The 19,445-nt window shown below is 41.5% G+C and carries 17 protein-coding genes and 2 pseudogenes; 14 read left to right on the top strand and 5 right to left on the bottom strand.

Annotated elements, in window-relative coordinates; all coding sequences use genetic code 11:
• Positions 1-186 precede the first annotated feature (186 nt).
• The 5 genes from C3B55_RS02365 to C3B55_RS02345 all read right to left on the bottom strand — a co-directional run bounded on the left by C3B55_RS02365 (position 187) and on the right by C3B55_RS02345 (position 4,783).
• A complete protein-coding gene (locus tag C3B55_RS02365) occupies positions 187-285 on the bottom strand; it encodes a hypothetical protein (protein ID WP_129211891.1) in 99 nt (32 codons plus the stop codon).
• Positions 286-1,396: 1,111 nt separating this feature from the next.
• Positions 1,397-2,122, bottom strand: coding sequence for an LPS export ABC transporter ATP-binding protein (lptB, locus tag C3B55_RS02360; RefSeq protein ID WP_129211134.1), 726 nt, complete (start codon positions 2,120-2,122; stop codon positions 1,397-1,399).
• A complete protein-coding gene (gene lptA / locus C3B55_RS02355) occupies positions 2,122-2,697 on the bottom strand; it encodes a lipopolysaccharide transport periplasmic protein LptA (protein ID WP_129211132.1) in 576 nt (191 codons plus the stop codon). The genes lptB and lptA overlap by 1 nt, the downstream gene beginning before the upstream one ends.
• A complete protein-coding gene (gene lptC / locus C3B55_RS02350) occupies positions 2,684-3,256 on the bottom strand; it encodes an LPS export ABC transporter periplasmic protein LptC (protein ID WP_129211130.1) in 573 nt (190 codons plus the stop codon). The genes lptA and lptC overlap by 14 nt, the downstream gene beginning before the upstream one ends.
• Positions 3,257-3,808: 552 nt before the next feature.
• Entirely contained in the window at positions 3,809-4,783 is a 975-nt protein-coding gene (locus tag C3B55_RS02345) for a KpsF/GutQ family sugar-phosphate isomerase (RefSeq protein WP_129211128.1), read from the bottom strand.
• Between the two features lie 301 nt (positions 4,784-5,084).
• Between C3B55_RS02345 and C3B55_RS02340 the strand changes: the two genes are divergently transcribed.
• The 14 genes and pseudogenes from C3B55_RS02340 to C3B55_RS02275 all read left to right on the top strand — a co-directional run bounded on the left by C3B55_RS02340 (position 5,085) and on the right by C3B55_RS02275 (position 17,771).
• Positions 5,085-5,894, top strand: a complete 810-nt coding sequence (locus C3B55_RS02340; RefSeq protein WP_129211126.1) for an ATP-binding cassette domain-containing protein — start codon at positions 5,085-5,087, stop codon at positions 5,892-5,894.
• Positions 5,894-6,691 (top strand): lipid asymmetry maintenance ABC transporter permease subunit MlaE, encoded by a 798-nt coding sequence (mlaE, locus tag C3B55_RS02335; RefSeq protein ID WP_129211124.1) that lies wholly within the window; start codon positions 5,894-5,896, stop codon positions 6,689-6,691. Before C3B55_RS02340 ends, mlaE begins: the two co-directional genes overlap by 1 nt.
• Complete coding sequence (mlaD, locus tag C3B55_RS02330) at positions 6,691-7,158, top strand: outer membrane lipid asymmetry maintenance protein MlaD (RefSeq protein WP_129211122.1); 468 nt, start codon at positions 6,691-6,693, stop codon at positions 7,156-7,158. The genes mlaE and mlaD overlap by 1 nt, the downstream gene beginning before the upstream one ends.
• A gap of 11 nt (positions 7,159-7,169) precedes the next feature.
• Positions 7,170-7,796 (top strand): MlaC/ttg2D family ABC transporter substrate-binding protein, encoded by a 627-nt coding sequence (locus C3B55_RS02325; protein ID WP_129211120.1) that lies wholly within the window; start codon positions 7,170-7,172, stop codon positions 7,794-7,796.
• A 20-nt stretch (positions 7,797-7,816) separates the two neighbouring features.
• Positions 7,817-8,122: an STAS domain-containing protein gene (locus C3B55_RS02320; RefSeq protein ID WP_129211118.1), complete on the top strand. Its 306-nt coding sequence runs from the start codon at positions 7,817-7,819 to the stop codon at positions 8,120-8,122.
• A 124-nt stretch (positions 8,123-8,246) separates the two neighbouring features.
• Positions 8,247-8,486, top strand: a complete 240-nt coding sequence (locus C3B55_RS02315; protein WP_129211116.1) for a BolA family protein — start codon at positions 8,247-8,249, stop codon at positions 8,484-8,486.
• A gap of 23 nt (positions 8,487-8,509) precedes the next feature.
• On the top strand, positions 8,510-9,775 hold the full coding sequence (gene murA, locus C3B55_RS02310) for a UDP-N-acetylglucosamine 1-carboxyvinyltransferase (protein ID WP_129211114.1): 1,266 nt from the start codon (positions 8,510-8,512) through the stop codon (positions 9,773-9,775).
• Positions 9,776-9,947: 172 nt separating this feature from the next.
• Positions 9,948-10,565 carry an ATP phosphoribosyltransferase gene (hisG, locus tag C3B55_RS02305; protein WP_129211112.1) on the top strand — a complete coding sequence of 206 codons (618 nt, stop codon included), beginning with the start codon at positions 9,948-9,950 and terminating at the stop codon, positions 10,563-10,565.
• A 151-nt stretch (positions 10,566-10,716) separates the two neighbouring features.
• Positions 10,717-12,060 (top strand): histidinol dehydrogenase, encoded by a 1,344-nt coding sequence (gene hisD / locus C3B55_RS02300; protein ID WP_129211110.1) that lies wholly within the window; start codon positions 10,717-10,719, stop codon positions 12,058-12,060.
• Entirely contained in the window at positions 12,057-13,109 is a 1,053-nt protein-coding gene (gene hisC / locus C3B55_RS02295; protein ID WP_129211108.1) for a histidinol-phosphate transaminase, read from the top strand. Before hisD ends, hisC begins: the two co-directional genes overlap by 4 nt.
• 827 nt (positions 13,110-13,936) lie before the next feature.
• Positions 13,937-14,244, top strand: a pseudogene (locus C3B55_RS02290) (rod shape-determining protein); the annotation flags it as partial.
• A 164-nt stretch (positions 14,245-14,408) separates the two neighbouring features.
• Positions 14,409-15,203: pseudogene (gene mreC / locus C3B55_RS02285) on the top strand (rod shape-determining protein MreC); the annotation flags it as partial.
• A 161-nt stretch (positions 15,204-15,364) separates the two neighbouring features.
• On the top strand, positions 15,365-15,853 hold the full coding sequence (mreD, locus tag C3B55_RS02280) for a rod shape-determining protein MreD (RefSeq protein WP_129211106.1): 489 nt from the start codon (positions 15,365-15,367) through the stop codon (positions 15,851-15,853).
• A 1,630-nt stretch (positions 15,854-17,483) separates the two neighbouring features.
• Entirely contained in the window at positions 17,484-17,771 is a 288-nt protein-coding gene (locus C3B55_RS02275) for a PA4642 family protein (RefSeq protein ID WP_129211104.1), read from the top strand.
• Positions 17,772-19,445 lie beyond the last annotated feature (1,674 nt).

The raw sequence follows: 19,445 nt of genomic DNA, 5'->3' as shown, positions 1-19,445 counted from the left end.
TAGATGTTGCCTGCTTAATGTAGGCTGATATATAATTTCTATTGCGTGACCAGAGTAAACAAAGCTTTAAATAAAATTATTTGCCTTGAAAGTTTTATGACTAGCACGTCACATAAAACGCTTTCAATTTCTGAAAAGCGAGATCCTGATGGTTCCCAGAACTTGGCGGAAGTTCGCTGTGCTGCTTTAAATACCTTGCACCTCTAGTACACCAGTGATCTTACTATCACTCAACAGCTTTTTCTGATTTTCTGCACTAACTAGCTTTTTGATGATTGCTAATATCGCTGTATACTAGCATTTTGCCGCTTTTATAGTTGCTATAAGTAGCTGGAGACCAAGTATTGCAAATAATAAACACCTTGTATTATGGGTAGGTATTTATAAGTTTCTGCATATATTTAGGCAGGTAACTACTTTATGAAAGTTTCATTACGACCTGACAACCTATTGATGAAGGTGTGTGTTTCATACAATACATGGCTCACGCCTGCTAGGCTAACTAGTAGGCGTGACATAGATTTATAATTTTATACATAGCTAGAGTTTTTTACCTTGCGACAATCACACTAGGCATAACATATTCGGCTCAGTCAGATTAAATTTGCAATTTATTTCTATGGTTTTAGAACTCTACATTAGGAGAAAGAATTCTTTGACAGGTCATCTTTCTGCGCTTCATGAAGCTTATTAATTAGCTGTAGCCAAGTTCGACTGGCAAGGTCGTCATAGTTCAGTGATAGGTAACTTACTTTGGCGAACCACAGAGTCTTGGTAAGCAACTAAAGCAGTTGCTGGATAAAGGTACTCGTCAAGGATGTGCGAGCAGTAAAATGCCTCTCTTAGCCATCATTACTTAGTATGTTGCTGACGCTAGTTTTATAACCGTCTTCTTAAACGGTATCACCGTGAAGTTCTTTTAGAATGTTTTCACTGTATTCGCCACCATTAAGGTTATCTTCCATGCTGGTAGCTTATAATAATGGGAGGGTTTTCTAAACTTTATAGTTGATTGTTTGTTTAATTGTTATTCGTCAGTAGGTCTATATTATCAAAATAGGCGTCTTCTTTCTATTGTTCTGACATCAAATTAAACTCCTAAATCTCCTGTTGCAGGTTCAGAGTCAACAATTAAATCAAGAGGTTAGACTGCTGTGGCAGCTTGCATTATCGTAAACCGCTGCACAATGCTCAATGCTGACAATGACTTTATCACATGTGATAATCGCCTTAGTTTGCCAGCAAACTAAGGCGATCCATAAATCTTACGTTTAAAATAAATTATATGCTTAATATCTTTAATATTAAAACTTATACCTAGAACGCAATAACAGCAAAATACTGAAGCTCTTATTGAGCTGCTGACGCCATTGGGCATCCCTTGATATTACCTTGTTCATAGGTGGAACTCGTTACCTAGATACACTGCCTTAACCAGTTCATTAGATAAAATAGTGGCGGAATTACCCTCTGCAATCAGCTTTCCGTCATTGATTATATAGGCAGTTTCACAGATATCAAGAGTTTCACGCACATTGTGATCAGTGATCAATACACCTATGCCCCTGGCCGCAAGGTGATGAATAATTTGCTTAATATCATAGACCGATATTGGGTCAACACCAGCGAATGGTTCATCTAGCAGGATGAACTTTGGCGCGTTAGCTAGACTACGAGCAATTTCTACACGGCGACGCTCACCACCAGACAGACTCATGCCAAGATTAGAGCGAATATAGTTAATATGAAATTCTTGTAATAGACTTTCTAGCTCTTTGCGACGACCGTCACGATTAAGCTCCTTGCGGGTCTCCAGGATAGCCATAATGTTATCGGATACTGATAATTTACGGAATATCGACGCCTCCTGGGGAAGATAGCCAATACCGGCCCGTGCACGACCGTGCATTGGTTGATCGCTAACGTCTAAGTCGTCGATCAATATACGACCATAATCTGCTTTGACTAGGCCAACAATAATATAAAAGCAAGTGGTCTTACCAGCGCCATTAGGGCCGAGCAAGCCAACAATCTGACCGCTGCTAATAGATAAACTAACATCGCGTAAAACATCGCGACTTTTATAAGATTTAGCCAAATGCTGGCTCTTCAGGGTTGCCATTAATCCACCTTATTCGTATCTGGTTTGAGCGCATGCAGGGAGACGCCATCTTTCTGCTTTGACTGGATAACCATATCGATTTGCGGCCTTGGTGTACTGATCTTGATACCAGTAGCACGTCCGGCCTGAGCGATTTGTTTTACGGTGTCGTAAGTGATTTTTTCACTGTCAGTCGTGTTGCCATCACTGCTAACAACCCTGGCCTGATCGATCAAGATAATGCGGTTTTGCTGGGCAAGATACTGAATAATCCTACCGTAGCCTTTCATTGGAGTCTGATCTGACGCTGATTGCTGCTGCTCGAAGTAAGCAAGATTGCCTACCGCAGTCACGACGTCGATTTCGCCAGCCATCGTACGCGTGAACGTTACGGTATTGCCAGTAATTTTCATCGAACCTTGAGTAATAATTACAGCGCCAGTGTATGTTGCAACGCCTTGTTTGTTATCCAACTGCGCATTATCAGCTTGAATGTAGATCGATTGTTGGCTGTCGCTCGGTAGAGCACAGATAATTACACTTTCTAGTGCTGCGCAAAGACCGAGTAAAATATGGAGTATATTAACGAACTTCATACTTTCCTTGAACGTTAGATAGCAAATCTAGACTACTATTTTTTAAATAAGCTTTCATTCCTTTACCAATCAATACACTGCCACCAAAATCAATTCTAACGTCTTGCTCAGTCTGCGCATATTGCTGTTGCAGGAAAACAGTCATACTACTGCTAGTAATAATAATGTTATGGTTCTTTTGGTCGGTACGTGCAACTCGCACTAACTCGATCAATTCTACCTGGGTACCATCAGGTTTAATTTCGCCATGCTGACTAGTAACATGCCACGGAAATTCAGTGCCGCGGTAAAGCTTCATGTCCGGGTTAGTCAGCAAAGAAATCTTAGAGTCTTTTAAATGCTCGACCTTATCCGAGGTCATCTCGTACTGAACCTTGCCATCCGGCAAAAACTGCATGCTGTAAGCATGAGTTACATAATAGTCGATAACGTTTTCATCAATATGCGCAACATGGTTATCGAAAAAGAGCTCTGGACTGATATTCAAGTATCTCACCACTACAAAAAGCGCTATACTGATCCCAGGTAACAGGAAGTTGAGAATCTTTTTACTTAGCATAAAACACTCTATGAGTAGGCGGCTTAAGCCGCTTCAAGACTGCCTCAGGCAGGCAAAATTAATTCATAAAGCCATCGCAAAGGCAGCATTATTAAATGCCATGCGCAATAAGTGGTACCCACTCAGCATTTTCACAAATAAACGCTGTAACATTTACGACAGTCATATGTCTTAGGCCCACCAGGTGCATGACCGGTAAGCCACACAAATCCTTACCTTAAGAGAGCAGGATCTGCCTATAGCTTCAATTAATTAGCTATGATAGCTTATCCAGAACTTTACTCTAGCAGCTATATATGATAGTATAGGCATAGCAAACCACTCATGGTTGCGTACAAGCACTCGACAACTGATGTCTTTTGGTTGCTAACCATAGTAGTTGCATATCAGCGTCCATCAACATTGGAATGTGATGGACGCTGATGGTATTGAAAATCTTGAATTTGCTGCCATCCTCGAACAAGTACATACAACTACCAGTTTAACATGCGATTAACGTCAAAAAATCGCCAGCCTAATGTTTTGATTGCGTCGCAACAAATTATTGGTTATTTACAGCACTCCAGCACGTAATAAATCGTGCATATTCAGGACGCCAATTGGACAGTTGTCACTATTAACCACTACTAGTGCGCTAATCTTATATTCTTCCATGATCTTCAGCGCTTCTGTTACAAGCATCTCAGCATGAGCGGTCTTACCATGTGGCGTCATAACCGCATCAACGATTGCTGTGTGAATGTCAATATGGCGGTCTAGGGACCGGCGCAAATCGCCATCAGTAAATACCCCGGCTAAACGCCCATTAGCATCAATGATCACCGTCATGCCCAGACTCTTACAGGTCATTTCTATCAACGCGTCCCTCAATAAAGTACCGAGCCTAACGTGAGGTAATTCATTGCCAGAATGCATAACATTTTCCACTTTAAGCAGTAGACTACGACCTAACGTGCCACCAGGGTGCAAGAATGCAAAATCTTGCGCGGTAAAGCCACGAGCTTCTAATAGTGCTACGGCTAGAGCATCACCCATGACTAAGGCGGTAGTAGTGGAGGAAGTAGGAGCTAGGTTCAGCGGACATGCTTCGTAAGCTACACGCACATTCAAATTCACTTCAGCAGCCTTAGTCAACATGGATTCCTGGTTTCCGCTAAGGCTTATCAACTTGATGCCTAATCGCTTGATCAGAGGTAATAAGGTTACAATTTCACTGGTCATACCAGAGTTTGATATGGCCAGGATTATATCATCCTTAGCAATCATACCCATATCGCCGTGGCTAGCTTCAGCTGGGTGCACAAAAAAAGCCATTGTCCCGGTGCTTGCTAAGGTAGCGGCAATCTTGTTGCCAACATGGCTAGATTTACCCATACCAACCACGACAACGCGCCCTTTGCTAGCTAGAATCATCTCACAAGCACGTACGAAATCTGCGTCAATATGAACTAGCAAACCTTCTACAGCTTTCAATTCAAGACGGATGGTACGTTGTGCAGATCGAATAAGGTTGCTAGATTGGCTCATGTTAAAAATTAATAACCCGATGAAAATGCAGCGATTATAACTAAAATGATAAATTTCATTACGCTAGTTCGTAAGGCTTTACTATGAAGATATTTAAGATTAATACCAGTTGACGATTTTTACTCTGTTCAGAATCTGAACAAGCGCTTATTAGGCCTTTGGGGCTTTGTATCAGCAGTGATATAATTCGTCACCAGTTTAGCGCTCTTGCACTATGTTGCTAACATTTGCATACCTACTACAAATGTTAGCTGTAAATAAAATGCCTGAGTGACAGACTAATACCCCCTAAGGAGATTAGATGAGTGTTAATAACGCCTACGCAGTTGAGCTAAAAGGCCTTACCTTTAAGCGTAGTTCACGCAGCATCTTTAATAATGTCGAGATTCGTATTCCTCGTGGTAAAGTCACTGGCATTATGGGGCCTTCTGGTTGCGGTAAGACAACTCTGTTGTGCCTGATGAGCATGCAGTTGTGTCCTAGCGCTGGTGAAGTATGGGTTAACGGCCAGAACTTACTGACACTATCGCGAAGCGATCTATTCAATGCACGTAAGCATATTGGCGTGCTATTCCAGAGCGGCGCCCTATTCACTGATCTTGACGTTTTTGAAAACGTGGCATTTCCGCTACGGGTGCATACCCGACTTTCTGATGAAATGATTCGTGACATTGTGCTACTCAAACTACATGCTGTAGGCCTTCGTGGCACTATTGACCTAATGCCTGAAGAGTTGTCTGGTGGCATGAAGCGTCGCGTCGCCTTGGCGCGGGCCATTGCCCTAGATCCGCAAATTCTTATGTATGATGAGCCGTTTGTAGGTCAGGACCCAATCGCAATGGGGGTGCTGGTTCGCCTGATCCGCCTGCTTAGCGATACATTGGGAATTACTAGTATTATAGTATCTCACGACTTAGCCGAAACTGCGAGCATTGCCGACTATCTTTATGTAGTCGGCAATGGCTTAGTGCTTGGGCATGGTACACCTGAAGAACTAATGAACGCTGACAACCCACATATTCGTCAATTCATGACCGGCGATCCAGATGGCCCAGTACCTTTTCATTTTCCAGCAGCGGACTACTGCTCAGATCTTCTGGGGAAGCGCTGATGAGAAAGACATCCATACTTGAACAGGTTCGCCTTTTCGGTCGCTCCGGTCTCGACTTGGTAAAAGTATTGGGGCGTTCAATAATTTTCCTGTTTTATACGTTATTTGGACGTAACAATACGTGTAGTAATTTTAGCATGCTAATCAAACAGCTACATTCAGTAGGCGTAATGTCTATGGTCATCATCATAGTTTCCGGAATATTTATTGGTATGGTGTTAGCATTACAGGGGTTCAATATCCTTTCCAGTTATGGTTCCGAGCGTGCAGTAGGACAAATGGTCGCCTTAACGCTGCTGCGTGAACTTGGTCCAGTAGTGACTGCTTTGCTATTTGCAGGGCGTGCAGGTTCCGCCTTAACTGCCGAAATAGGTAACATGAAATCTACCGAGCAACTGTCTAGCCTAGAAATGCTCGGCGTAGACCCGCTCAAATATATTATTGCTCCACGTCTATTAGCTGGCCTCATCTCCCTTCCACTACTGACAATGATTTTTAGCGTCATGGGCATCTGGGGTGGCGCATGGGTAGCGATTGATTGGTTAGGCGTCTATGACGGCTCCTACTGGGGTAACATGCAAAACAGTGTAACCTTCAGTGGTGACGTGTGTAATGGCATTATTAATAGCATTGTTTTTGCCTTTGTAGTGACTTGGATTGCCGTATTTCAAGGATATAACTGTGAACCAACTTCAGAAAAGATTAGTCACGCCACTACTAAAACTGTCGTGTACGCCTCGCTAGCTGTCCTAGGACTTGACTTTATTTTGACTGCTTTGATGTTTGGAGGTTTTTGATGAAGAATTGCACTGTAGAAATCAGTGTAGGCCTTTTTTTACTAGCTGGTATCCTGTCTTTGCTACTGCTTGCTCTGCGAGTCAGCGGCCCTATGACTAGCCATACTGCAGATGCTTATAAACTTTATGTGTATTTTAATAATATTGCCGGTTTAACGGTCAGAGCTAAAGTGACTATGGCCGGCGTAACTATAGGCAAGGTTACGGCAATCGATCTGGATCACGACAGCTTTACAGGCCGAGTAACTATGCACATCGACAACAAAGTAGATAATTTGCCAACTGACTCCACTGCATCTATCTTAACTGCCGGCCTTTTAGGCGAGAAGTATATAGATATCAGCGTTGGTGGCGAACCATCCTTACTCAAGGATGGTTCGATAATTCATAACACACAGTCTGCATTGGTGCTTGAGGATTTAATCAGTAAATTTTTATTTAATACGGTCCATAAAGACAATAAATAAGGAATCTGTTCATGATCTCCATCTTAAAAAGTGGTCTTCTGATACTGTTGGCAGTGTTACCACTAACATCAAAAGCAGCTGGTTCTGCACATGATCTAGTACAAGATATTACGAACAAAATGTTAGCTGATCTAGCTGCTCACAAAGAGCAGTATAAGCAAAACCCAACCAAGTTTTATGATGCATTAAATGCCATTATTGGTTCTGTGATTGATGCCGAAGGCATTTCTCGCAGTATTATGACAGTCAAGTATTCATGTAAGGCTACGCCTGCACAAATGAAAACTTTCCAGGAAAACTTTAAAAAGAGTTTATTTCAGTTTTATGGTAATGCCCTATTGGAGTACAATGACCAACGTATTAACATTACTTCAGCTGTAGATGAATCTATTAACCGCACTAGCGTTAATATGACTGTTAAAGCTAATAATGGTATTATTTACCCTGTTCAGTACACGATGGAAAAGATTAACGGCGAGTGGAAACTGCGTAACGTGATCATCAACGGTATTAATATAGGGAAGCTGTTCCGCGATCAGTTCGTTGACGCAATGCAGCGCAATAACAACGACTTAAATAAAACCATTAATAGCTGGACCAGTGAAATAGCTAAGGCTACAGCAGAAACTAAAAAATAAACTACAAAGAAGTTTGCACAATGACTGAGTCAGCTATTCGACTTAATAACGCTGGCGAGTTGTTCATTAGTGGCGCATTAGATTACCACACGGCGCCTGACTTGCGTAAACAAGGTCAAACGCTAATTCACAGTAGTAGTGTAACTACACTAGTGATTGATTGCTCGGCAGTGACTAGATCTAGCAGTGTTGGCTTGTCGTTGCTGCTATGTTTTATGAGAGATGCCGGAGCAGTTAAGAAGCAAGTTAAAATTCGTGCATTGCCAGAAGATATGCGTGAAATTGCCCAGGTTTCCGGTATTACTGAGTTGTTGACATATCCTTAATTCACTTTACTGAACTAAACCACCCACCACTAAATTATAGTTCCACCATGTATAAGTTCACATGGTGGAATACTTTTATATAGTCTACGACTAAGTGTTCACCAGGAAACAATAAAGGTTAAATATGCAGATCTTAGAAATTAAAAACTTGCTTGAAGGAAATCTCCCAGAAACACACATAGAGGTTGAAGGCGTAGGGTGTAATTTCCAGCTTAATGTGATTAGCGATGAGCTGGCATTATTAAGCCCGGTAAAACGTCAACAACAGATCTATGCTCATTTGAACCAATGGATTACCGATGGCCGCATCCATGCTGTCACTATGAAATTTTTCAGCCGCGCGGCCTGGGCTAAGCGCACCTAAGCTTCAAATACATCGAGATCCTTATGGATAAATTGATTATTACTGGTGGTGCTCGTCTTGATGGCGAAATACGTATTTCCGGTGCCAAAAATGCTGCCTTACCGATTTTAGCAGCGACCCTGCTATGCGATGGGCCAGTCGCTGTGTCTAATCTACCACACCTGCATGACATAACTACTATGATCGAACTATTCGGTCGCATGGGCATTGAGCCTGTGATCGATGAGAAGCTGGCTATAGAAATTGACCCACGCACTATTAAAACTCTGATTGCTCCGTACGAGCTAGTGAAAACAATGCGTGCGTCGATTCTAGTGCTGGGCCCAATGGTTGCGCGTTTCGGTGAAGCTGAAGTTGCTTTACCTGGTGGTTGCGCCATTGGTTCACGTCCAGTAGACCTACACATCCATGGTCTTCAAGCAATGGGCGTAGTTATTAATGTAGTCGGTGGCTACATTAAGGCTAAAGCACCAAAAGGCAGATTACGTAGCGCTAATTTCTTTTTTGATACCGTCAGTGTGACCGGCACAGAGAACATAATGATGGCAGCTGCTCTAGCTAGCGGCCGTAGCATACTGCAAAACACTGCACGAGAGCCGGAAGTAGTCGACCTAGCTAACTTCCTGATTGCTATGGGCGCCCATATCCAAGGTGCAGGCACAGACACCATTACTATAGATGGTGTTAAATGCCTGCATTCTGCCAGCTACAAAGTGATGCCGGATCGCATTGAGACTGGTACTTACTTAGTTGCCACTGCAGTCACAGGTGGTCATATCAAAATTAAGAACACTGATCCAACCATTTTAGAAGCTGTCCTAGAAAAGCTGCGTGAGGCTGGCGCAGAAATTGTTACTAGCAAAGATAAAATCGAGTTGAGCATGCACGGTAAACGACCAAAATCTGTTAACGTTCGTACTGCTCCATATCCAGCGTTCCCGACAGACATGCAGGCGCAGTTCATTTCCTTAAACGCTATCGCCCAAGGTACTGGCACTGTAATCGAAACTATCTTCGAAAACCGCTTTATGCACGTACATGAACTGCACCGCATGGGCGCTAGAATCCAGGTCGAGGGCAATACAGCGATCGTAACCGGTATTAATAAGCTAAAGGGTGCGCCAGTCATGGCTACCGACTTGCGTGCTTCGGCCAGCCTAGTGATTTCAGCGTTATGCGCTGACGGCGATACTTTAATCGACCGCATCTACCACATAGACCGTGGTTATGAGTGCATCGAAGAAAAACTGCAGATGCTCGGTGCTAAAATTCGGCGCATACCTGGCTAACCTTAACTACACTAGAATCATAGACCGTTAACCTGGAGTATTTCAGCACATTGTTGTTGATGTATCTAGGCTGTATTTGTTTCAAATTAAGGCTGTAATGGTCTCAATCTTTGTCTAGCGCATTAGCGCAGTTTATAACAAATAATCGCCTAATGAAGGACTTGCATTTCCCATGTTGACCATCGCACTATCCAAGGGCCGTATCTTTGATGACGCTTTGCCACTTCTGGCTGAAGCTAACATCGTGCCTATCGAGAATCAGAACAAGAGCCGCAAACTAATTATCCCTACGACCCAAGACGATGTACGCTTACTGATCGTACGCGCTACAGACGTGCCAACCTACGTTGAACATGGTGCAGCTGACCTCGGTATTGCAGGTAAGGACGTGCTAATGGAATACGGCAGCCTGAATTTATACGAGATATTAGATCTGCGTATCGCCATGTGTAAGCTAATGACTGCTGGTCGTATAGGGCACACTAAACCCAAAGGTCGCCTGCGAGTAGCTACTAAGTTCGTCAAAGTTGCTAAACGCTACTACGTCGAGCACGGTAGTCAGGTTGACATTATGAAGCTCTACGGCTCAATGGAGCTAGCTCCTTTACTAGGTCTGGCTGACAAGATCATTGACGTGGTTGACACCGGTAATACCCTGCTAGCCAATGGCCTTGAACCACAGGACTTGGTTGCTAATATTAGCTCTTATCTGATCGCGAATAAAGCATCGATGAAAATGCAGTACGCCCGTATCCAAGCGCTGATCAGCACTCTACGTAAGGCACTGTAACCTATAATTGCTATAGTGTTGACTAGCCTTACGCAGTCATAAGGCCGTACTCGTCTGTCTATCTCAAAATCAAAATTTTCAGGTGCACAAGCGAAAACGAATGCTAGATTACGATGTCTGAGTTTTTTGTCATTCCTATAAGGTTCTTAATATGGTCAAACCTACTTCCATTATCCGACTTAATGCTGATGACTCTGATTTTACGCATCATCTAGCCCATCTACTGAGGCGGGAAAGCGTATCTGACGACTTAATCAATCAGCGAGTACTTAATATTATTAAGGCTGTGCGTGAATGCGGTGATAAGGCGCTAATAGATTTCACCAGTCAGTTTGATAAACTTGACGTCAAGTCTATGTCGGACCTTATTATACTTCACGAACGCTTAGAGCTAGCTTTAATGCGTATTACTGCTCCTCAGCGCGACGCCTTGATGATAGCGGCAGCACGAGTGCGTAGCTACCACGAAAAACAAAAACAAAATTCTTGGAGTTATACTGAAGCGGACGGTACTATACTTGGCCAAAAGGTAACGCCGCTAGATAGCGCTGGACTATACGTACCAGGCGGTAAAGCGTCTTATCCTTCGTCAGTACTTATGAATGCGATCCCAGCCAAAGTAGCTGGCGTTGCCGAAGTAATCATGGTAGTACCGACGCCGCATGGTGAGATCAATGAGCTGATGCTAGCTGCCGCCTGCATCGCAGGTGTTGATCGTGTGTTTACGATCGGTGGTGCGCAAGCTATTGCAGCAATGGCTTACGGCACAGAAAGTGTGCCTAAGGTTGACAAGGTAGTGGGTCCTGGCAACATCTACGTCACTACCGCTAAGCGTCATGTATTCGGCCAGGTTGGTATTGATATGATCGCAGGACCTTCAGAAATCCTCGTGGTATGCGACGGCCAAACCAACCCGGCATGGATTGTCATGGATCTATTTTCTCAAGCTGAGCACGACGAAGACGCTCAAGCTATTCTAATCAGTCCAGACGCAGAGTTCCTAGATAAAGTTACTGCCATTATTAATGAGTTGTTGCCGACTATGGATCGCGCCGCAATTATCGAAAAGTCGATAAATGATCGTAGTGCGTTAATTTTAGTGCGTGACATAGAACAAGCTATTGAAGTGGTAAACTTGATCGCACCGGAGCATTTAGAGCTGTCCATTACTAATCCACAAACCTGGCTACCGCACATTCGCCATGCTGGTGCGATCTTCATGGGTCGTCACACTAGTGAAGCTTTAGGTGACTATTGTGCAGGCCCGAACCATGTGCTGCCAACGTCTGGCACTGCGCGTTTCTCGTCACCGCTTAGTGTTTATGACTTCCAGAAACGTTCGTCTATTATCTTCTGCTCACCACAAGGTGCTTCTGAACTAGGCAAAACAGCCTCTGTGCTAGCTCGTGGTGAATCTCTCAGCGCTCACGCACGTAGTGCTGAGTATCGTATACTTGATCTTCTTGACTCCAACAGCAAGGGAACTGAAATATGAGTAAATTTTGGAGTCAATTTGTCTATGACCTAGTACCCTACGTACCTGGTGAGCAACCGAAATTGACAAAACTCATCAAACTTAACACTAATGAAAACCCCTATGGCCCATCGCCCAAGGCACTTGCTGCGATGCATGCAGAGTTGAGCGATAACTTGCGCCTGTACCCTGACCCTAATGGTGATTTACTTAAGCAGGCAGTAGCTAAGCACTACGGAATAGATGCTAGCAAAATTTTTCTCGGTAATGGTTCCGACGAAGTTCTTGCGCATATTTTCCACAGCCTATTCCAGCATGACTTACCACTGCTATTTCCGGATATTAGCTATAGCTTCTATCCGGTTTATTGCGGCCTTTACGGTATCAAGTTCACTCTGGTGCCGCTAGACACGCAATTCCAGATTCGTGTAGCGGACTATACTACGCCTAATGGCGGGATCATTTTCCCCAATCCAAACTCGCCTACCGGCTGCGTGCTAGCCTTGGATGCAGTGGAGCAAATTCTTAAGGCTAGCCCTGATTCAGTAGTAGTAGTCGATGAAGCCTATATTGATTTCGGTGGTAAAACTGCCATTAGTTTAGCAGATTGCTACCCAAACTTACTGGTTACCCAAACTCTATCTAAATCACGCTCACTAGCTGGTTTACGTGTAGGGTTAGCCATAGGCCATCCTGACCTAATCAGAGCGCTAGAGCTGGTTAAGAATAGCTTCAATTCTTATCCACTGGATAGTCTGGCGATTGCTGGGGCAGCAGCTTCATTTAAAGACCGTGAATACTTTGAGAAAACCTGCCAACTAGTGATTAAAAGCCGTAACAAGATGGTTACACAGCTTGAAGGTAAAGGCTTTGAAGTATTACCAACAGCAGCTAACTTTATTTTTGCTCGTCATTTAAAATATGACGCAGCATGGCTAGTAACTAAGTTACGTGAGAGAGAGGTTATTGTACGGCACTTTAAGCAAGAGCGGATTGCCCAATTCTTACGGATTAGCATTGGTACACCAGAGCAGAATCAGGCATTAATTGATGCGCTAGAAGAGCTATAAAGATTTGCGTGATTTATTATCTGACAACCGTAGGTTTAAACCAATCACCAACACTACATAAAATCTAACCTCTCATTGAAAATATAATCATCTGGGCTGGTTACCAGTACCAGCCTGGAAACAACTAATTTAAAACACCATGGTTAATGATACGATTTACTAAGATTATATACCTTACCAAGGTCATCTCTAAGATAAGATGTTCCTATCTATATTTACAATTAAAACTAAAAAATAAAAACAAAATCTAGACTATCAATAGTCAATTAATGCCTTGTAGAAATTCGCTAAAGCAGACTCTTGACAAGATAAATTCTAATAAAATACAAGGTTTGACGCCAGAAGAACCTGTACTAGTTGTACTGTAATTACCTAAAGTAGCAATATAGCTAGACAGCAATTAATAGTGCAATGTTTACATAAATATCCATAACCAAAGGTTGTCAAACCTAATCAGTAAAATGCTATAGAAAGCATTTAGATATCTAAAGAAATCTAGCGTCAAGATAGTTAGTTAAATGAACTGAACAGGTTCGTATATCTTTCTATGTTAGCACTAAAGACCTTACTACCAGTATCGCTAAAATCCTGGATTACCGATTATGGATTATGATTTTTTGGTAGACGCTCTTTCAGCCTAGAATGTATATAGGCTTTAGACTGTTCTTGCGGCATGTACAAAAAAAATTTTGTATCCATAATCGGTAGTTTATTGTATATCACGCTAATCTAGCTGACCAGATTTCGTATAATGCCGGTCATAAACAATATTTTTAGTATAATCGACCTGTTAGAAGGTACTCATTAATAGTTGTAGTTGACAACTACGATACTTCACCTTGAACTCTAATGAAGCACTAGAAGCTCTGCAAGAGTCCTTAGCTACTATCGTTCAGGCTGTAAGGAGCGTTCTAGAGCAATCACCTTCTGAACTGGCTTCTGATATCGCTGAGCGTGGTTTAGTACTGACCGGTGGTTGGTGGCCTTACTGCGTGACCTAGACAAGCTTTTAGCCCAAGAAACCAGCCTACCAGTGATTGTCGCCGAAGACCCGCTGACATGCGTAGCTCGTGGCGGTGGTCGTGCACTCGAGATGATGGATAAACACACTATGGACCTGCTCTCTAGCGAATAAAATCGCTCAATATGCAAGTGTTTCGCACGTAGGTTGCACTTTACAAAGCAGCTTATTTAGTGCTTATCCTATTGAATGAAAAATATTGGCCCAGGAGGAAGCGACTTATTAATTTGCTTTTTGCTAAAAACTCGTCATTGAGCATACGTTTATTAGTGCTGGTAATGCTTTTAATCACACTAATGTTTATCGATGCCCGCTTTACACTGCTTAAGCCAGTACGCAACCAAATGGCGCTGGTGCTTATGCAAACTTACTGGATAACTGACCTACCGCAACGTCTCTACCACAGCGTGGCTAACTAGTTTAGCAGTCGTACTGAGCTGGTTGCTGAAAATGCAAAACTCAAGACAGAAAACCTGCTACTACAGGGGCGTATACAAAAGCTTGCAGCCATTACCGAGCAGAACGTTCAGCTGCTCGAGTTGATTAAATCCTCCGCACTCGTCAACAAAAAAAGTCGAAGTGGCCGAGTTAATTGGGATAGATCCGAATCCATTCACCCATTGCATTATGCATTAATAATGGTGAACAAAATAGTGTAGTGCTTGGGCAGCCGGTGCTCGATGCTCGTGGCCTAATAGGCCAAGTAGTTGAGTTGATGCCTTATACTTCACTGGTGCTATTGCTGACGGATACTACTCATAGTATTCCAGTACAAGTTAATCGCAATGGTTTGCGTGCGATTGCTAGCGGTACCGGTAATCCGGAACGCCTAGAGCTACGACATGTAGCTGACACTGCCGACACCCAGGAAGGCGACCTGCTAGTTAGCTCGAGTTTAGGTCAACAATTCCCGGCTAGCAACCCAGTTGCAACTGTCAATGAAGTAATCCACTATTCCAGTCAGCCATTCGCTATTATTCGCGCTATACTAACTGCCGTCATAAACAGTAGCCGTTACCTGTTACTAGTATACAGTGACAACTGTACTATAGAAAAACGCATCAACTACGCATCCTAGGTAAATGGAATAGAAGACCAGCCAAATAACACTTGCGCAAAACATTCCGATCATAGCGCTGCAACCGATATTGGTTGGCCCGCCTGCATCTACTATCATACCGACAGCTCGGCCAGCTGCGGTAACCCAAGCAACTAAACAGTTGAGGGAAAGTTAATGGCATATACTAATGCGCGAAACAGCTACATTGTCTGGCTAAACTTTGTCATTGGATTATTGCTCAGCGTGTCACCGCTACCGCAATTTATGGAAATCCTACGACCACTTTGGCTTGCTTTGTTGTTGGCTTTCTGGTCTTTGATTATGCCGCATACAGTCGGATTAATTACAGCAATGTGCCTAGGCTTAGCTGAAGACATACTCTACGGCACGCTTCTTGGTCAAAATGCATTACTTCTTACCATAGCTATTTTCTTGATGCAGTCGTTACAGCAGCGCTTACGTATGTTCTTTATGTGGCAGCAGTGTTTAATGATTTTAGTAATCTTCGGTTTGATGCAGTTAGTGCAATTTTGGCTCAGTGCCTTAACTGGTAATCGCCAGCCAACCTTGGCGCTGATGTTGCCAGCATTAATCAGTGCATTGCTATGGCCATGCATAAGTTTTAGTTTGCGTGGATTACGCCGTCGATATAAATTCAATTGAATTGATTGCGAGGCTTTGCCTGATTATATCGAACTCTACAAAAAGTCTGTAATTAATTTACTTGATCTGATCTTGGCGCTACTTAAATAGCACAAACCGCTTATACAAGATAGGTGTGCCTTGTACCGTTATTAGCATAACCATTCATGAAACTTCCTATGACCAATAAACTGCCATTGCCTGTGTCGAACGCCTAGCGTGCGATAAGGCAAAAGCTGGTTTTACTTGTATACACAAACATAGCGTGATAACTGTGTGCTGAGTACAGATATGGCTTTAATCATAGGCGGTCAACTCTTTAGTAAATTGATAATTTAAGTGAACGTTTTAGCGATGTTTCTGTCTAGCATGGCTATACCTAATGGACAATAGCAAACCCCTGAACAAGGCAAAAAACTATGCTATCTATAGGTTTAGTTATGTGTTTATCTTTGAGCTCAATAACGGCTGTTATGCTGCAAGTAATAGGTTTGTCTGTATGCAAGACCGCACAATCGCTTTATTAATTGATTCGTCATACCCCTGCTTGGTAACAGTTGACTAATTTTGTAGACTAGTTACTGTGTGCAATACAGAACTATAAATTTAGATATTATAGGTTGTGACTAATAATCTTTTATAAGACAATAACACTGTAGCTCTAGAAATTTAGCCAAAGCAATAAGTCGATAGTCACCTATAAGATTAAATCATAACAGCCAGTATAGGTAATTAGAATCACTACTGCTTAGTAGTGGAATTAGTGTGTATGGGCTAGGCAGTTAGTTATGGCCATTACATTACTATATACTAACATGCTACTATTACCAATAAAACAATAAGTAGACTGCACAGTAGAGTGAGATTATTAGTTTTGATATAGGCAAGCGATTTATATCGATGTGTAAGCCTATGCCTGCGCACCATAAGTTATATCAACTATACTAGTGTTAACTACCACATCAATTAACTGAATATTCTATAATTCAAGAAAAAATATTTCTCTTGCGCCGGTAAGAGTTTTTATTAAAATCTCATTTAAGATAAATATAGAGGTTGCACCGCAAGACTGTTAACTGTTAAAGATTAAGCTTATGAATAGCATTATTAGTGCATTGTTATAAGTGATGCTATCATTCTTTTTTGTTTAACTAAAAATCTATAGCTGTCACACAAGTAGTAGATAACCGATTACAACTAATGATCTATGTCAAGAATGGAGCTTTGAATCAGGTCGTAAACATCCGCTATAAGCAGTGCTTTATTTTACCGCGTAAAGTAAAAGTTTAAATAAACTAGTATTTAACAAAAACAATAAAATCTAGATTATGTCTTATCGGATCACACCACAATACTCCATTGTCGACTTATTGTGTGATGATATTGGAAATACGTAGTTCTGCAGTTATATCAAAGGATATGTTATGGATAATTGACGTATAAATGCCGTTTAGGCACAACAGTATAAACATAGAATGGCTAAATATAAAAGCTAGCCTGCCTGATTATACTGCTAACTCGGTCTGTTAATAACACTAAAAAATACCATCCAGGCAAGCTAGCTTTTATATTACACTTATATAGCTTTCAAAGCTAGTACTACGCAGGAAAATACGTTTTTTATATAAATATCTATTCTCTGGAGTTAGTCATGCGTAAAGATAAAAAACAGGTTATTGGCGACAAGATTCACGATAATCAAATTAAGTTATTCCTGAATTTTGAGCCAGCCGATATGACTTCGCCGTCCTTGCATAAGCTGATCAAGGCCTACCGCGGCCTTCGTGTCGACGATTTCGAGCGGTTTTTAGTTTTTTTCAAAGAGAACGGTTTAGACCTAGACGGCAAAAATAAGTATAACCAGACCTTCGTTGAGTTAGTCAAAGATCAACGCAACGCTGCAGCATACATTAAGTTGATTGACAATGCTCGCGATTGATAAGTTGTTTTGTTAAGAACCTTAATGTTTCTTGGATTAAGTAGCGCTATTACGCTTTATGCGTGTAACATGCTTAATGTACTTGACTAAAAGCATTGATTACACTAAATCAGTTACAGTAGCAGTGAGTTAGCTAATACAGTAAATAATGTCAGTACCATTTCATTATGATGGCAGTGAAACTGTTTCGTTAGGTCAGTATGGCCAGCATAATTAATAGTATCTGCTCGATCATCTTATTATGTCCTTTCCAAGAATCTTACATGCTAACCAAGTGTTATAAAATGCTTCCTAAAGGAAAGAAATACTTTTATAGCTCTGTACACAAAGTTAAGGTATAGCACTATGCTGATTAAAGCTCATGATACGCCTAAAGTACTTTTTTAGTTAGGCATACTAAAACGTATATCAATACCTAGTCATAAGTATTGATTGGCACAGTTTATTGTGCCAATCAAGGCTACAGCTAACCACAGCATGTAATTAACTTACACATTCTTGTGTAACCAGTACTAACATTACTTTACTGATTAGTATTTTTTCTGTGACATTATAATCTATAAAGCCCAACAACTGCTAGTTTGTTGCTTCGATCAGGTTCCTTAAAAAGAGTTTTGACAACACTCCATAATTCCTTCTCATGCCAGTAATACTTTAGCTGCCTCATTATGAGGAGGTATTTAATGCGCCTACAAAAATCTACAGCACTAAATTGATAACATGACTACCAGCAACTACTCGGTCCTTACGTACTTATGCTGGGTTGTCCATGGCTATGGTTACCATTTCTAAATATGTAATTCTTATAATTTCAATACATAACTCTTACCTAGCTAATTTGTTGATAAACGTATCCATAAACGCTTACAGTAATTAAACTTACAGGCACAGCGTGTACTAACATGCAACTAATTAATAACAAACAAGTTCAGCCCTATAGTATTTGGTGGAGGGTACTTTATCTTGCGTGTTGAGACTGCTCTTATAAACAGTAACAATACTTTTATAAACACTAAATTTTTTAATTACTTGCTATAACTGTTATGAAGTTATAAGCATTAGTTCTTTCGCGCTACCTTAAAGAAGTAAACCTCAAAAAAATATTATACTCAGTCTAGTAACTATCTAACTAATAAATTTCATTTAAAACTTGGAAAGTTTAGCAAAACTACTTAGGTGGTTAACGTAATAATAACTTCGCTAATTCAATCAGAAAAAAAATAACTAGCAAGTTTTCCTTAAAGCTGCATAAATGTCCACATTTATAATGGATGTATTTATGGGGGGGTAATATTAAGATATTAAAGATTGCTATAAAATATAATTAGAAGATCATTTATATGATCTGTAAAGATCTTAAAGAATATCAAGAATATGAGTATATCTCATAACTGTTATTAATGCTTCAGTCAAGCAAAAAGCACATACTAGAAATATGTGCATAACACTACTAATGTTACTATAAAGCTCCTCATTTGGTCATTATGCTAACCAAGTTACAGTATCGGTCACCTAAAGAAAGCTTTTATATACTGGAAGCTTCAATGGCACAACCTTTCAGTTTAGGCGCCTAAGTGCTGGTGCGCGTAATTATCGTGCATCTATAAAGTCAGCGCTTTAGTACATCAATATACCAGAAGGCCATGAATAGCCTGATCGCCACAAACAAAAAAC

It is taken from the genome of Candidatus Pseudomonas adelgestsugas, from assembly GCF_004124255.1.
In the GTDB taxonomy this organism is placed as follows: domain Bacteria; phylum Pseudomonadota; class Gammaproteobacteria; order Pseudomonadales; family Pseudomonadaceae; genus Aquipseudomonas; species Aquipseudomonas adelgestsugas.
Note: the sequence above shows the minus strand (reverse complement) of the source record. Positions and strands in the feature narration are given on the sequence as shown.

Bases quoted from the DNA above. Each gene is read 5' to 3' on its own strand.
- C3B55_RS02325 (WP_129211120.1), top strand. From the start codon at position 7,170: ATGATCTCCATCTTAAAAAGTGGTCTTCTGATACTGTTGGCAGTGTTA.
- C3B55_RS02315 (WP_129211116.1), top strand. From the start codon at position 8,247: ATGCAGATCTTAGAAATTAAAAACTTGCTTGAAGGAAATCTCCCAGAA.
- hisD (WP_129211110.1), top strand. From the start codon at position 10,717: ATGGTCAAACCTACTTCCATTATCCGACTTAATGCTGATGACTCTGAT.
- lptC (WP_129211130.1), bottom strand. From the start codon at position 3,256: ATGCTAAGTAAAAAGATTCTCAACTTCCTGTTACCTGGGATCAGTATA.
- mlaD (WP_129211122.1), top strand. From the start codon at position 6,691: ATGAAGAATTGCACTGTAGAAATCAGTGTAGGCCTTTTTTTACTAGCT.
- mlaE (WP_129211124.1), top strand. From the start codon at position 5,894: ATGAGAAAGACATCCATACTTGAACAGGTTCGCCTTTTCGGTCGCTCC.
- lptB (WP_129211134.1), bottom strand. From the start codon at position 2,122: ATGGCAACCCTGAAGAGCCAGCATTTGGCTAAATCTTATAAAAGTCGC.
- C3B55_RS02320 (WP_129211118.1), top strand. From the start codon at position 7,817: ATGACTGAGTCAGCTATTCGACTTAATAACGCTGGCGAGTTGTTCATT.
- C3B55_RS02345 (WP_129211128.1), bottom strand. From the start codon at position 4,783: ATGAGCCAATCTAGCAACCTTATTCGATCTGCACAACGTACCATCCGT.
- hisC (WP_129211108.1), top strand. From the start codon at position 12,057: ATGAGTAAATTTTGGAGTCAATTTGTCTATGACCTAGTACCCTACGTA.
- lptA (WP_129211132.1), bottom strand. From the start codon at position 2,697: ATGAAGTTCGTTAATATACTCCATATTTTACTCGGTCTTTGCGCAGCA.
- C3B55_RS02340 (WP_129211126.1), top strand. From the start codon at position 5,085: ATGAGTGTTAATAACGCCTACGCAGTTGAGCTAAAAGGCCTTACCTTT.
- mreD (WP_129211106.1), top strand. From the start codon at position 15,365: ATGGCATATACTAATGCGCGAAACAGCTACATTGTCTGGCTAAACTTT.
- murA (WP_129211114.1), top strand. From the start codon at position 8,510: ATGGATAAATTGATTATTACTGGTGGTGCTCGTCTTGATGGCGAAATA.
- hisG (WP_129211112.1), top strand. From the start codon at position 9,948: ATGTTGACCATCGCACTATCCAAGGGCCGTATCTTTGATGACGCTTTG.
- C3B55_RS02275 (WP_129211104.1), top strand. From the start codon at position 17,484: ATGCGTAAAGATAAAAAACAGGTTATTGGCGACAAGATTCACGATAAT.